12 protein-coding genes and 2 pseudogenes are annotated in these 13421 nt (G+C 53.8%); 11 read left to right on the forward strand and 3 right to left on the reverse strand.

The genetic code is table 11. The features are described from left to right. The first annotated feature begins 80 nt into the window (after positions 1-80). From AC1D2P_RS28405 to AC1D2P_RS28445, 9 genes and pseudogenes are all read left to right on the forward strand, one after another. Positions 81-1499, forward strand: coding sequence for an IS1182 family transposase (locus tag AC1D2P_RS28405; RefSeq protein ID WP_477758613.1), 1419 nt, complete (start codon positions 81-83; stop codon positions 1497-1499). 339 nt (positions 1500-1838) lie between these two features. Continuing rightward, complete coding sequence (locus tag AC1D2P_RS28410; RefSeq protein ID WP_477758564.1) at positions 1839-2570, forward strand: GntR family transcriptional regulator; 732 nt, start codon at positions 1839-1841, stop codon at positions 2568-2570. 135 nt (positions 2571-2705) lie between these two features. Next, on the forward strand, positions 2706-3995 hold the full coding sequence (locus AC1D2P_RS28415) for an MFS transporter (RefSeq protein WP_477758563.1): 1290 nt from the start codon (positions 2706-2708) through the stop codon (positions 3993-3995). A gap of 28 nt (positions 3996-4023) precedes the next feature. Further along, on the forward strand, positions 4024-4869 hold the full coding sequence (locus AC1D2P_RS28420; RefSeq protein ID WP_477758562.1) for an amidohydrolase family protein: 846 nt from the start codon (positions 4024-4026) through the stop codon (positions 4867-4869). A gap of 155 nt (positions 4870-5024) precedes the next feature. After that, positions 5025-5168: a hypothetical protein gene (locus AC1D2P_RS28425; RefSeq protein WP_477758561.1), complete on the forward strand. Its 144-nt coding sequence runs from the start codon at positions 5025-5027 to the stop codon at positions 5166-5168. Then, on the forward strand, positions 5165-6550 hold the full coding sequence (locus tag AC1D2P_RS28430; protein WP_477811700.1) for a GntP family permease: 1386 nt from the start codon (positions 5165-5167) through the stop codon (positions 6548-6550). Before AC1D2P_RS28425 ends, AC1D2P_RS28430 begins: the two co-directional genes overlap by 4 nt. Positions 6551-6635: 85 nt before the next feature. Further along, a pseudogene (locus AC1D2P_RS28435) lies at positions 6636-6743 on the forward strand (transcriptional regulator); the annotation flags it as partial. 152 nt (positions 6744-6895) lie between these two features. Further along, the gene (locus AC1D2P_RS28440) at positions 6896-7672 is read left to right on the forward strand and encodes an SDR family NAD(P)-dependent oxidoreductase (RefSeq protein WP_477758565.1); all 777 of its coding nucleotides are present in this window, start codon (positions 6896-6898) and stop codon (positions 7670-7672) included. 277 nt (positions 7673-7949) lie between these two features. Then, positions 7950-10076 (forward strand): TonB-dependent siderophore receptor, encoded by a 2127-nt coding sequence (locus tag AC1D2P_RS28445; protein WP_477758559.1) that lies wholly within the window; start codon positions 7950-7952, stop codon positions 10074-10076. Positions 10077-10313: 237 nt separating this feature from the next. Here AC1D2P_RS28445 and AC1D2P_RS28450 read toward each other — a convergent pair. Then, a pseudogene (locus AC1D2P_RS28450) lies at positions 10314-10604 on the reverse strand (aldehyde dehydrogenase (NADP(+))); the annotation flags it as partial. Between the two features lie 320 nt (positions 10605-10924). Here AC1D2P_RS28450 and AC1D2P_RS28455 point away from each other — a divergent pair. Together AC1D2P_RS28455 and AC1D2P_RS28460 are read left to right on the forward strand one after the other, a co-directional pair. Beyond that, complete coding sequence (locus AC1D2P_RS28455) at positions 10925-11116, forward strand: hypothetical protein (RefSeq protein WP_477758558.1); 192 nt, start codon at positions 10925-10927, stop codon at positions 11114-11116. A 742-nt stretch (positions 11117-11858) separates the two neighbouring features. After that, on the forward strand, positions 11859-12101 hold the full coding sequence (locus AC1D2P_RS28460; RefSeq protein ID WP_477811701.1) for a BPSL0761 family protein: 243 nt from the start codon (positions 11859-11861) through the stop codon (positions 12099-12101). A gap of 351 nt (positions 12102-12452) precedes the next feature. Here the strand turns inward: AC1D2P_RS28460 and AC1D2P_RS28465 are convergent, their stop codons facing one another. Beyond that, positions 12453-12647 carry a hypothetical protein gene (locus AC1D2P_RS28465; RefSeq protein ID WP_477758556.1) on the reverse strand — a complete coding sequence of 65 codons (195 nt, stop codon included), beginning with the start codon at positions 12645-12647 and terminating at the stop codon, positions 12453-12455. A gap of 395 nt (positions 12648-13042) precedes the next feature. Then, positions 13043-13333, reverse strand: a complete 291-nt coding sequence (locus tag AC1D2P_RS28470; RefSeq protein ID WP_477758555.1) for a helix-turn-helix domain-containing protein — start codon at positions 13331-13333, stop codon at positions 13043-13045. Between the last annotated feature and the right edge of the window lie 88 nt (positions 13334-13421).

The following is a 13421-nucleotide window of genomic DNA, read 5'->3' on the forward strand; positions in this document are numbered from 1 at the left end:
CAGACTGTGTGAAAACCTAGCAATCTGCGCAAAGCTCAAAGAAAATGCTCCGTATCGAAAGATACGGAGCATTTTTCGTTATGGCTTACATCCAAGGTGAGTCCCGTAGCCAGACCAGTCTGTTCCCGGTCTCGCTGGAAGAACTGATCCCCGAGGATCATCTCGTTCGGGTTATTGACCTGTACGTCGCCAAGCTGGATCTGGTGCAACTGGGCTTTGATAAAGCGCTGCCCAAAAGCACAGGTCGTCCTTCTTATGATCCTGCCGATCAGCTCAAGCTCTACCTCTAYGGCTATTTTCAGCGGATTCGCTCATCGCGGCGTCTCGAAGCCGAGTGCCAGCGCAACATCGAAGTGATGTGGCTGATCAACCGGCTTAAGCCCGACTTCAAGACCATCGCCGACTTTCGCAAAAACAACAAATCCGCCTTTGTGGCGACGTGCGGTGCCTTCGTCCGGTTTTGCCGCATGGCCGGTCTGATCGCAGGAGACTTGGTGGCCATCGACGGCAGCAAGTTTCAGGCAGTCGCTTCCTCGCGGCGCCATATGAACCTCAAGCAACTCAAGCGTCAGGAAGAAAAACTGGATAAGCGCATCGCTCAGTATCTGGCCGAACTGGATGAGGCTGACAGGCTCGATGCGGGAGAGGTGATTGATCGCGGCGCGATCAAAACAGCACTGGTGCAGCTTAAAGTTCGCCAGCAGGACAATCAGAGCTGCCAAGCGCTGATGAACTCGATGGGCCTGGAGCAGTTCAACACCCACGAAAGCGATGCCCGAATGATGCGCACGCCCAAGGRGCCGCGTGTGTCCTATAACGTGCAGAGCGCCGTGGATGCCAAGCATTGCCTGATTCTGCATCATGAGGTTACCCAGGATGGCGAYGACCGCAAGCAACTCGAACCAATGGCTAAAGCCGCCAAAGAACAGCTGGAACAAGATGCCCTGACCGTGACTGCCGATGCCGGCTACTCCAACGGCCAGCAGTTTCAGGCCTGCGAGGAGGCTGCGATTACCGTTTATGTGCCGCCCAACCGCTCGGTCAATCCTGGTGGTGAGGACTTTTTTGAGCGCAAAGACTTTATCTACGAAGCCGAACACGATCGTTATCAGTGCCCGGCAGGCAAGTGGTTAACGCTCAAACAGCGCCACAAGGGCGATCGGATCTATCAGGCAGATGTCAGCGACTGCGCCGCCTGCCCGCTCAAATCCCAATGCACTGGCGCTCAGCGCCGCTAYGTCTCACGCCACGCCCATGAGGAAGCCTTTGAGCGAATGGAGCAACGAATGCTGGCCCATCCGCAGATGATGGCCAACCGAAGATCCATTGTTGAGCACCCCTTCGGCAACCTGAAGCAATGGCTGTTTGGCAATGCTCGCTTCCTGTTGCGTCAACTGGAGGGCGCGAGAGCGGAAATGGCCTTGGCAGTGAGTGCCTACAACCTAAAACGCGCAATTAGTGTGCTCGGGGCCCGCCAATTGATGGCGTTAATGGGCTGAAAGGCTTTTTTCGCCTGTCGCCCGCACCAAAACAAACGCCCCGAACAAGTCGGGGCGTTTGTTGGGCCGGCCTTCAGCGCGTTTTCACACAGTCTGTGAAAGGGCCTTTTTTATTGCCTGTGTAAACACGGAAAAACGCGAAATATGCTTCGACTTTGTGAACGGATTTGGAAAGCCCGTTACTGAGAGTCACAGTGTTGGCTTGGCATGGGGATGCCTGGGCAAGGAGTCACCATTCGTCAGCAAGGCGCTTCGACCCTCCTTGACAGCCGAACTGGCTGAGGAAATACTCCCCACAAGATTCATATAGATGACTAGATAACAAGGTGAATAAAGTCGATGAATTCTCTTTCCAGTGATGTTCGCCTGCCCCTCTACCAACGCCTGCGTGACCAATTGGCTGAACAGATCGCCAAAAATCGCTGGCGTCCTGGTGAAGCGATACCTACTGAAGCTGCGCTTTCAGCGGAGTACCAACTGTCTACCGGAACGGTGCGCAAAGCGATTGATGCGTTGGTCAATGAGGGCATCCTGGAGCGTCAGCAGGGGCGAGGGACTTTCATTCGCCGGCCGCAGTTTCAATCCTCTTTGTTCCGCTTCTTTCGATTCCAAACTGCTTCCGGTGAGCGTCAGGTACCGGAGAGCCGCATCCTCTCGATCGAGCCAGTTCCCGCACCCTCGGCCGTAGCGCAAGCGCTAGGGTTGCCCGTCGATGCGCCGGTAATTCGTATTGTCCGTGTGCGTCTGCTCAATGTTAAGCCAGTGCTCGCGGAAGAAATTTGGTTACCCCGCAACCGCTTTCAGCCGCTTCTGGAGATCGATCTGAGTCGCAAAGGGCGGCTGCTTTATCCGATCTACGAAGAGGTGTGCGGACAGGTTGTCGCATCGGCCGAAGAAACGCTGACCGCTGAATCGGTGAATGACCTGCATGCTCGATTGCTGCAGGTACCAGTAAACAGTCCGGTGGTAGTAATTGAGCGTCTGGCCCGGGATTACGCCGGCACACCACTGGAATGGCGCCGCTCTCGCGGGCACGCAGAGCACTTCCGCTACAGCGTGGATATCCGCTAACGCATGCCTACGTAGCGGATCGTTCTGCGGCGAGTCGGTCGTCGCTGGTTTGATCGTTTTGTGTGCCATGACTGGCCCCGTAGCGGCGCAGTTCGCTCTCGACTGCCTCACGTTCCACCTATAAGGATAAGAATCATGTTTAGCTGGTATCGCCAAGTCACTCCTCGGGAGCGCAAAACGTTTTGGGCCTGCTTTGGTGGATGGTCGCTCGACGCACTGGAAGTACAAATGTTTGGCCTGGCGATTCCGGCTTTGATCGCCGCCTTTGCCCTGACCAAGGGCGACGCGGGGCTGATCAGCGGAGTGACTCTGGTCACTTCAGCCATCGGTGGCTGGGTAGGGGGGACGTTGTCCGACCGCTACGGCCGGGTGCGTACGCTGCAGTGGATGATTTTGTGGTTCTCCTTTTTTACCTTTCTCTCCGCGTTTGTGAGCGGCTTCAACCAGCTCTTGATCGTCAAGGCGCTCCAGGGTTTCGGCATCGGCGGCGAGTGGGCAGCAGGTGCAGTATTGATGGCCGAAACCATCAATCCGCAGTATCGCGGTAAAGTGATGGGCACCGTACAAAGTGCCTGGGCCGTGGGTTGGGGGTTGGCCGTCGGAGTTTTCACACTGATTTATTCCTTCGTGCCGCAGGACATGGCGTGGCGCGTGATGTTCCTGGTCGGGCTGCTACCGTCGTTCCTGATTATCTGGGTGCGTCGTAATGTCGAGGAGCCCGACAGCTTCCAGCGTCTGCAAAAAGAAAACGCCATCCCCCAAAGTTTCTTCAAATCCTTGGCCGGCATCTTCCGCCCCGAGTTGATCCGCGTAACGCTGTTCGGTGGTCTGTTGGGGCTGGGTGCGCACGGTGGTTACCACGCGGTGATGACCTGGCTGCCAACGTTCCTCAAGACTGAGCGCAATCTGTCCGTACTGAACTCTGGCGGCTACCTGGCGGTGATCATCTTCGCGTTCTGGTGTGGGTGTGTAGTCAGCGGCTTTCTGATCGACCGTATTGGCCGGCGCAAAAACATCGTGCTGTTCGCGCTTTGCTGTGTCGTCACTGTGCAGAGTTATGTGTTCCTGCCGCTGACCAATACCCAGATGCTGTTCCTGGGGTTCCCGCTCGGCTTTTTCGCGGCCGGTATTCCCGCGAGCCTTGGCGCTCTGTTCAACGAGCTGTACCCGGCGGATGTACGCGGTGCCGGTGTGGGCTTCTGCTACAACTTTGGCCGAGTGCTTTCAGCGGTGTTCCCGTTCCTGGTCGGTCACATGAGCGACTCCATGTCCCTTGGGTCTGCGATTGGTATCGACGCCGGGATTGCCTACGGCGTGGCGGTGATCGCGGCACTTTGTCTGCCGGAAACCCGTGGACGCAGCCTCGAAGCTTCGAGTGCATCGGTGCCAGCAACGGTCAACGGCAAAGAGAGTGCCCGGGCCTGATGCCCTTTACCTTCTATAGATGAACGCTATGACTGACACTTGTTCTACGCCGATCACCGGCATCGACTCCCATGCTCATGTGTTTAGCCGTGATCTAAATCTGGTCGGTGCACGGCGCTATACCCCTGATTACGATGCCACGCTTGAGCAGTATCTGACGCACTTGCACGCTCATGGTCTGAGTCATGGCGTATTGGTGCAACCGAGCTTTCTCGGCACCGACAATAGCTACTTGCTTGCGGCGTTGAGGCAAGCGCCGGATCAGTTGCGAGGCGTGGTTGTGGTGGAGCCAGGCGTCAGTCGGGCCATGTTGAATGACATGGATCATCTGGGCGTGGTCGGCGTTCGCTTGAACCTGATAGGTAAGGCGTTACCTGATTTCCGTAACAGTGCCTGGAGAGAGTTTTTCAGCCACATTGCTGATCTTGACTGGCATGTCGAGTTGCATCGGGAGGTAAAGGATCTGCCGGGACTGATCCATCAACTGACGCCGTTCGGTTTGAAGTTGGTGATTGATCACTTTGGTCGGCCGGATGCGAATTCGGGCGTCGATCAACCCGGGTTTGGCGAGTTACTGGAGTTGGGATCGAAAGGTTCGATCTGGATGAAGGTATCGGGAATCTATCGTTTAGGAGGTACGCCGCAACAGAACATCAATTTCGCTCGCATGGCATTACCGCTGCTGGAACAAAGTTTCGGCCTTCGCCAGTTGGTGTGGGGTAGCGACTGGCCGCACACGCAGCATGAGCAAAGCATCGGTTTCAGCACCGTAGTTGATCAGTTGCAAGCACTGGAGTGTTCGACGCAGGTTAGCTATTCGTTGCTGGTGCAAGCCCCCCGAAGGTTATTCGGTTTTGCAAAAGGCGAAAGCTGAAATTTACGCCTGCATTTGCAGATGACCATTCATCTCACCCATTTAAACGAATACATACAGAACGTTCGAAGTGCGACGTTGCAGTCAAACCTCTCGTGCTGCATCGAGAAGTTCTGCGTAATAGCAGCTATTCCAATTACAAGAGAGTGGATTCCATGAACACGTCATCAAATGCCGAAGTTGAAAGCACCCAAACGATGTTTGGTTTATCGCGTGCGCCGACCGGCGTTACGGTTTCAAACTTATCTTTCAAATCTGAGCGCAGTTTGGGCGCCAGCCCAACCGAGATCCTTTCATGACTCCTTTAGATATAGACCTCTTACTGACCGCATTGGTGAGCGTCCTGGTGCTGGTGGCGCTCATCGTGTCGCGTATCAAAATGCACCCGCTCCTGGCCTTGCTAGTAGTTTCCGTTGGCGTTGGCTTTGCAACCAGTATGGAGCCAGAAAACATTGTCTCCCACTTGATCACCGGCGCCGGAAAGACACTGGGGGCAGTGGGGGTCGTAATCGCGCTTGGAGCGATGCTAGGCAAAATTCTTGCTGACGCAGGCGTCACAGAGCAGATCGCCGAGGTCATCCTCAAGCGAACATCGGATCGGATGATTCCTTGGGCCATGATGATGGTTGCCTTTGTAATTGGCATTCCCATGTTTTTCGAGGTGGGCTTGGTGATCATGCTGCCGCTGATATTCAGCGTGGCGCGAAAGCTGGAAAGCCAGGCTCGCTTCAAAGGTTCAGCGTATGTGTATGTGGGTGTTCCGGTGATTGCGGCACTTGCAGCCATGCACGGGATGGTACCGCCGCACCCTGGCCCCTTGACGGCCATCGCCGCGCTCAAAACCTCGGTTGGGCCCACAATGCTCTATGGCTTCATTGCGGCTATTCCTGCAATGATTTTAGGCGGCCCGCTTTATGGCGCATTCATTTCGCCGCGCATGAGCACTCGGCCCGATCAGGTTTTGCTAGATCAGTTTACCCTAGCTGAAAAAGCCGACGATCAACCAAGCACCAGCGTATGGCTTGGCGTGCTGGCAGCCTTGCTACCGGCGATCCTGATGCTGATTCATGCCGTCGCAGAGATGGTATTAYCCAAGGGCAATACGATCCTGAACATGGCTAGTTTCTTGGGCAATCCGCTGATAGCCATGCTCCTAGGCGTGCTGTTCGCAGGGGCAAGTCTGGTACTCGCGAGGGGCGGCGATGCGGGGCAGTTGCGCGATTCTCTGGGCAAAAGCCTCAAGCCAATCGCCTCAATCATTATGATCATCGCCGGCGGCGGTGCTTTTCAGGAGCTGCTGACCAGCGCCAAGGTGGGCGATGCCATTGTGCACCTGACTCAGCAGTCTGCGTTCCCTCCGCTGATCTTGGGTTGGTTGATCGCGATGTTGCTCTCGGTATCTACCGGTTCTGCCACTGTAGGTATCGTTGGAGCTGCTGGCTTGCTGGCGCCGCTTGCAGGTGCTGATCCCAGGCTCAACCTGCCTCTGCTTGCCTTGTCCATAGGTTGCGGCTCGCTGTTCTTCAACTATGCGAACCATGCGGGCTTCTGGATGGTGAAGGAGTCCTTCGGCATGACTATGGGAGAAGCCACCAAGACCATTTCGGTGGTTCAATCCATCGTAGCCGTGGTCGGTTTGATTGTGGTGTTGATGTTGAATGCGGCTGTCACGGTGATTTGAGTCAGGATCTGTTCGCCGGTAGTAACCCTGCCCGAGCGAGTTAGCGGAGGGTGGGAGATAGAGTTACGTTTAAGGTCTACATAAACCTCACACCGGCGAAGTCGTCGAAACCAAAAGCGGCAACCAGAACACGCTGAAAGAGTGGAAAGCAGAGCATGGCTCCGACACCGTTGAGTCTTGGCTGACCAAGTGATCTCGGTTTGAGTACAAATAAAGGGCCCGTTGAAGGCCCTTTTTATTTGCAGTTTATGGACGTCAGCGACCAAATCCTCAACCGGCGTTTTCGGCTATCTGCTACACCTCCATTCGTGTGCACCTCGCAAACCTTCAACAGAGGCAAGGATGATGAATTCAAGCTGGGCAGATCAGGTGGCGCTTGTGAGTGGAGCGGGCAGTGAGGTTGGAATCGGTATGGCTATTGCCCATCGTCTTGGGGCTCAAGGGGCCAAGCTGATCGTCACGGCAAGCAGTGCACGCATCAACGAGCGGGTTGCGGAGTTACGCGCCGCAGGCTTCGAAGCAGAGGGTCGACCGGTAGACTTAACCCAGGAAACGCAGGTTAGAGAGTTCGTCGCTTGGGCGGAGGCCCTTTGGGGCAGCATCGATATTCTTGTAAATAATGCCGGTATGGCGATGCAAGGAAGTCCAGAACCGTTCGCCGAGTTCACGAATACGAGCCTCGAAACCTGGAATCTTTCCATCGCTAGAAATCTGACAACTGCGTTCTTGTTAACTCAAGGGGTGTTGCCTGGGATGCGGGCTAGAGGATATGGCCGCATAGTGAACATCAGCTCAACCACAGGCACACGAGCCAGTAATCCAGGAGAGGCTGCTTATAGTGCAGCAAAAGCCGGAATGGTCGGCATGAACATGAGTCTCGCCCTTGAGGTTGCTCAATTTGGTATCACGGTGAATTCAGTCGCGCCCGGTTGGATTGCAACAGGATCGAGCACTCCTGATGAAATCCGAGCAGCATGCTCTACACCTCTTGGAAGAGCGGGCCGGCCAGCAGAAGTGGCCGCAGCTGTCGCATTCCTAGCTTCTCCTGAAGCGAGTTACATCACAGGGGAATTGCTTGTAGTGGACGGTGGCAACTGTCTGGTTGAGAACAAGGCTTATTAAGACTTTTTATTAATCCCTTCTGCGACCGTTGAGCCTTGGCTGACAAAATAATTCCGAAATGAGTACCAAAAGGCCCCTCGACGGCCCTGTTTACGTCATATGTTCTTCAAGCGATGTGTTCTGGAATTGCTTCATTAACGAGTTGTGCAACCGGAGGTAGCGTTCAGAAAATACAAATGCGAATACGTATCAACCACTGATATTTTGGTATACCATTGCGCCGCAATTTGTTGGCATGTATGCCGTTCGATTTGGCTATTTTCTCAAGGTTTCCTAGATGCGTCGTACTCTGGTTTCTATATGTGTGCTTCAGGCGTTTTCCACTTCCTCTTGGGCGGAGCAAGCAACAACCAACAAAGCCAGTCTGGAGTTGCAGGCAACCGACATCGTTGGCATAGCTGATTTTGAAACAGCGTTGGGGCCGGTTGATGGATATCGTGCAACGCGCTCGGCCAGCGCGACGCGTACCGACACCTCGATCCACGAAACACCACAATCCATCACTGTGGTATCCAAGGATGTTGTGGAGGACATCAGTGCCACCCGCTTGCAGGACGCGCTCGACTACGCCGGCGGGGTGGGGCGGGCCAACAATTTTGGCGGCCAAGGCCTGACCACATTCACGGTACGTGGATTTACCACCGGTGAGTTCTACCGCAATGGATTTCCAATCAACCGTGGTTATCCGAATATGCCGGATGCGAACATCATCGAGCGGCTCGAAGTCCTGCGAGGGCCGGCGACCATGCTCTATGGCCGAGGCGATCCAGGCGGCACGTTTAATATCATCTCAAAGCAACCGCTAACCGTGCCAACTGTGACCCTGGGTAGTCAGCTCGATGACCAGGGAATGAAGCGCGGCACGTTGGACGCATCCGGCCCTCTGGATGAAGAAGGCCGCCTGGCCTATCGTCTGAACGTGGTGGGTGAGGGCGGTGATACCTTCAGGGATCATGTCGAAACCGAACGTTACGGTGTAACTCCGGTGCTGTCCTGGCAGGCTACCGATGACACCAAGGTGATCTTCGAAGGCGATTTCATGCGTAATAACCACCCGCTGGATCGTGGTGTGACCCGCTATCCGAATCAGATTGGCACCGCGTCTCGCGACACCTTCTTCGGCGAAAAAGACGTTGGTAAGTTGCACAATGACAACAACATGGCGCAGCTGCGATTCGAACATCTGCTGAGTGATAACTGGACGTTGGGCGGTGGTTTCCAATGGCTAGATGGATCTCTTCAAGGCAATGCCGTTGAGGCCAATGGTGTGGCGGCCGATGGACGCACCTTGGGCCGCAACTTTAATTACCGCAAGCTGGAGTGGACAGATAAGGACATCCAGCTCAACCTCACCGGACATTTCACCGCAGGCGGTTTCGATCACACCTTGCTGACCGGCGTCGAGTACGAGGATTACGACTACAAGTCGATCATTCAGCGCTCCAGTGGTGCGGTGAGTGCCTACCCAATTGATATATTCGACCCCGTGTATGGCCAGCCGCGTCCAGCCTTAACCCGTACCCCGACGAACGACAAGGAAAACCTCAAGACTTACGCCGCTTTCGTCCAGGATCAGGTGGTCTTGACCGAGCGTTTGAAACTCTTGGCCGGCGCGCGTTTCGAGCGCTTCGAGCATGACTACGAAACCTTTGTGCCAGGCAGTAGAAGCTGGGATGCCAGCGACAATGCCGTGACACCGCGTGTAGGATTGACCTATGACCTGACTGACACCGTGGCGCTCTACGCCAATACGGCTCGCTCGTTCAAACCTAATACCGGTGCCAGTCGCCAGGGCGGAGGCTTTGACCCGGAAAAGGGCAAGTCGTATGAACTCGGCGTCAAGTGGGATGCACTGGATAGTCAGTTGAGTGTCGAGGCGGCCATATACCAGATCGAAAAGCGCAATGTACTCACCACCGATCCTGTGGACTCGACCTTCAGCGTGGCGGCAGGTGAGGTGCGCAGCCGTGGTTTCGACCTGAACATCGCCGGCAACCTGACCCCGCAATGGCGAGTGATTGGTGGCTACGCCTATGTCGATGCCGAAGTGACCAAGGACAACGTCATCCAGTCCGGTACTCGACTCATGAATATTCCTCAGAACAGTTTCAGCCTGCTCAATGTCTATGAATTCCAAGATGGCGCACTCAAGGGATTGGGTCTTGGGACAGGCCTCAAGTACGTCGATGAGCGCGCAGGGCAGACCGCCAATACAGCGTTTTCAATGGGTAGCTACACGGTTGTCGATCTACTGAGCTACTACAAGATCAACGACAAAATCAGGCTCAATCTGGATGTGAAAAACCTAACTGACGAATACTATGAGGAAGGGGCATTTGGCAACGTTTATGCCTATCCAGGGGCGCCTAGAACTGTGCAGGTAGGTATTTCATATACAATGTAATTCGATTGAATGGGCAGGAATGTTGTGAAAACTCAACACTGCTCCGCGACCGTCGAGTCTTGGCTGAACAAGTGATTTTGTTTGAGTACAAACTGGCCCATATAGGGCCGGTTTTTATTTGTTCAACAAATTAGCGATGCTGGTGACGCTCCGAGCCACAGCGGAGTGCTTTCACACAGCGGTACCGATATTGATGGAGCGGAATAGTTGACGTTACCCAATCCGCCCCCAAGATCATTAACCCAACATCTGGTTTGTGCTGACACCGTCTACCAAACGTAAAATGCCGAGCGGATTGGCGTTTTTCAATGCTTCCGGTAGCAGACTGTCTGGATAGTTCTGGAAGCAAACCGGGCGAAGGAAACGATTAATCGCGAGCGTTCCCACAGACGAGCCTCGGGCGTCAGAGGTGGCCGGGTAAGGGCCGCCATGAACCATCGCGTCGCATACCTCGACACCGGTTGGGTATCCGTTGAGCAACAGGCGACCGGCCTTCAGTTCCAGCAAAGGTATCAACTCGGYGAACGCTTCATTTAGCGCAGCCATGATTTGGTCCAGCACCTCAACCTTGGCGTCAAGCATTCCGCAGACGTGGTAAAGATCGGCCAATACGCCGAGTAATGTTTCAACATCATGCTGATAACGAACTGGTGTCAGGGTTATCGTGCCGTAAGAGTGTATTTCCATGTTCAGCTTGTCACCGCCGGTCAACCCGATAGCCGCCAGAAGATCGTCAGGCAAAGGTATGATCAGATCGCCAGTTCCATCATCAGTGTCTTGGCAGGTAACAATCCATCTGCCATTTTCAGAGAGTGGTGTCGGGTTCATTTTTTTCCCTAGGTGATCACATGACAGAGAAAATTACTGTTTCTGACCCAGTGGATTACTTGGATAGCTGGAAAATGGCAGAGGCCTTTTTGGCTGATGCGTATGAGACCGGTGACGCTGCTGGGATTACCGAGGCGATGGCGATTGTTGCTCGCGCTAAAATCCTTATCGATGAAGCTGAAGAAGCACAGAGGCCCTCGTCATGTTCGTGACGGCGTTCTTCTCGCATGCAAGGAATTCGGCCTCACCAGGCTGACTCCCAGCACTTAGGGTGCGGGAATTTCTTGCTTGGCAAAGGCATCGATACCATCGACGTTGAAAAGGCTATGGTATTTGGACGACTTCTGCAGACGTATAAGTTTGGCTCGGACCTCTCCTTTGACAGTGCTGTTGATTTTCATCTTCGGATACCTTAGCGTGTTTAATGGGATCGTAGTGAAGCAACGCCTAACTGCAAATTAGGTCACCCTGTAGTGGGTGCTAGCGAAACTCGCTGAGGGCATCGCGCTATAATTGACTATAAAGTCCTCTTTGTGCCTGTCGAAGGGTAGCCTCAATTTCAGCTGCCCCCAAGTTACATTGTGGTGAAAAGCATCGAGCAGATGCGCACCAGGAGAATCTTAGGTTCGCAAAATATCGATGGCGTTATCTCAGTCATGACTTCGTGATCGACGAGCCTCGGGATAATAGCGAAGCTCCGCCGCTGAATTTATCCATATCGTCCATTATGCGAGGATCATCAATTCAAAAAATGAAGCTTGCCGTAATGAAAATAAATCTTTCCTTTAAGGGCTAAAAATGGCCTTAAGGGCAAGAAATGTTCTCCTTACGGGTGCGAGATGAGCTTGATAAAGTTCCACCGTGGAACTTTGATCAAGACCTGCGAAATTTGGCGACCGGTTCTGGCTTCCTTGAATTTAACTGACGATCTCACTCATGGTGGATTACATGACGATGCCATTTGAACGGACCCGGTCCGTCGTACAAACTCACACTTTCCTGACGGAACTTGCTTGCGACACAGAAGTGCCTGAACGAGTTAGAAAAAACGCTCACTTCCTTTTACGCCACTTTCCTACTAAACAGGATGTTCTACAGGCCGGCCGAATTGAAGAACAAGCGAAGAAATTAGGGATAGGTACATTTGGCCCCGTTTTTAGCTCTTCAACTGAACACCATCACGACAGTCAGCTCTGACAAAGCGGTCTGCCGCCACCGCTGTGATGTGCCGTTTGCTTACTCGTGCTGAACAGTTCCACCGTGGAATTTCTGATAGCTACCGTTATCATTCCCATCAAAAGTTCCACCATGGAACTTTAGGTCAAGGGCCGCGACCCCGGCTCGTCGCGATAGCTTCATCGTCGCGGCGAACGGAGTCCCGGGTGAAGCGTACCCTTTACCTTTCCTCGTTTATTTAGCCTCTGCAAAGGAGCAGGGACAGTTTTTTCGTCCCGTGCTCCTGCCGCGTCGCAAGGCAGACAGGATGGTATGGCGGCGCCTTACGACTTTATGACCAGAAGTTCCACCGTGGAACTTTGATCAAGGTACTCACTCTTCCTCGTCAAACCAGCCATTTGGGCGGGCGGACCCTGCTAGCGGACCGGCTGGCTCTAGACTTTTTTCAGGGTGCTTTAGCATTGCCAGCAGTTTGGCATCCAGCGCATTGAGGGTTTTTTTGATCTCGGCAGGATCGGAGGGTAGATGCTCTGGGTTCTCTTCGAGGCTACTTGGCTTATCTGTCATCGTCGTTTCTCTGCGACCGCACCAGGCACTCGTTCTGAAAGTTCCACCGTGGAACTTCCATGGCTGACGGCCTTTTTTCTGAGCGAGGCGGTGGGGTGCTATTATACCCCCACTTTACCGTGGTTTCCCACGGTCACTACCCCTGAAATACTCTTCAATCTCTAGGATGTTTTGGAGTTCGGCATCGGCGAGCGGTAACCGTTAGAGCTATGGAGACCTGTGCGGTTGTAATCATCTRGAAACGCACCACCTCAATATCTGCCGCGGCGGATCACCTTCTGGCTTCGGCCTTTGCCGAAAGCATTAGACAAAGTCTGCAGCATGGAGATGTATGTTTTTCGGCTAGCTACGTCAAAATCCCATTCTCCTGCGAGAGCTCCTTTACCAGCCTCAATCTATTTGTCGCGGGTCTGGACCGAAGTAGACTCTTGTCGGATCTGATCAAGCAATGAGTCTACATCTGTATCAGGATCGAGGAGCAAAAAACTGTCAAGAAGGAGGGTAAGCGGGTGTACCCCCATTCTACCAGCAAGCTCCGCCGCCTTCTCCAGCGTGACATTTTTAAGGCCTCGCTCAAGAGTGCTTAGATATGTCCTACTGCTAACGATTCCAAAATCTTCTTGGGTCAAACCCCGACGAAGACGTGTGTTACGTAACGCGATAGCGAACGCTTCCCTCAGTTCCATTTTGCTTCACTCACAAAAGGAACGATGAAGCCTTTTTGAGCCCTATAGAGCTACAATCTATAGTGTTCATTTTGGGAGAGGTTTATGC

Source organism: Pseudomonas sp. P1_F1_2 (assembly GCF_056405815.1).

Coding starts and splice junctions, on each gene's coding strand:
- AC1D2P_RS28410 (WP_477758564.1), top strand. CDS start 1,839: ATGAATTCTCTTTCCAGTGATGTTCGCCTGCCCCTCTACCAACGCCTG.
- AC1D2P_RS28415 (WP_477758563.1), top strand. CDS start 2,706: ATGTTTAGCTGGTATCGCCAAGTCACTCCTCGGGAGCGCAAAACGTTT.
- AC1D2P_RS28420 (WP_477758562.1), top strand. CDS start 4,024: ATGACTGACACTTGTTCTACGCCGATCACCGGCATCGACTCCCATGCT.
- AC1D2P_RS28425 (WP_477758561.1), top strand. CDS start 5,025: ATGAACACGTCATCAAATGCCGAAGTTGAAAGCACCCAAACGATGTTT.
- AC1D2P_RS28440 (WP_477758565.1), top strand. CDS start 6,896: ATGAATTCAAGCTGGGCAGATCAGGTGGCGCTTGTGAGTGGAGCGGGC.
- AC1D2P_RS28445 (WP_477758559.1), top strand. CDS start 7,950: ATGCGTCGTACTCTGGTTTCTATATGTGTGCTTCAGGCGTTTTCCACT.
- AC1D2P_RS28455 (WP_477758558.1), top strand. CDS start 10,925: ATGACAGAGAAAATTACTGTTTCTGACCCAGTGGATTACTTGGATAGC.
- AC1D2P_RS28460 (WP_477811701.1), top strand. CDS start 11,859: ATGCCATTTGAACGGACCCGGTCCGTCGTACAAACTCACACTTTCCTG.
- AC1D2P_RS28465 (WP_477758556.1), bottom strand. CDS start 12,647: ATGACAGATAAGCCAAGTAGCCTCGAAGAGAACCCAGAGCATCTACCC.
- AC1D2P_RS28470 (WP_477758555.1), bottom strand. CDS start 13,333: ATGGAACTGAGGGAAGCGTTCGCTATCGCGTTACGTAACACACGTCTT.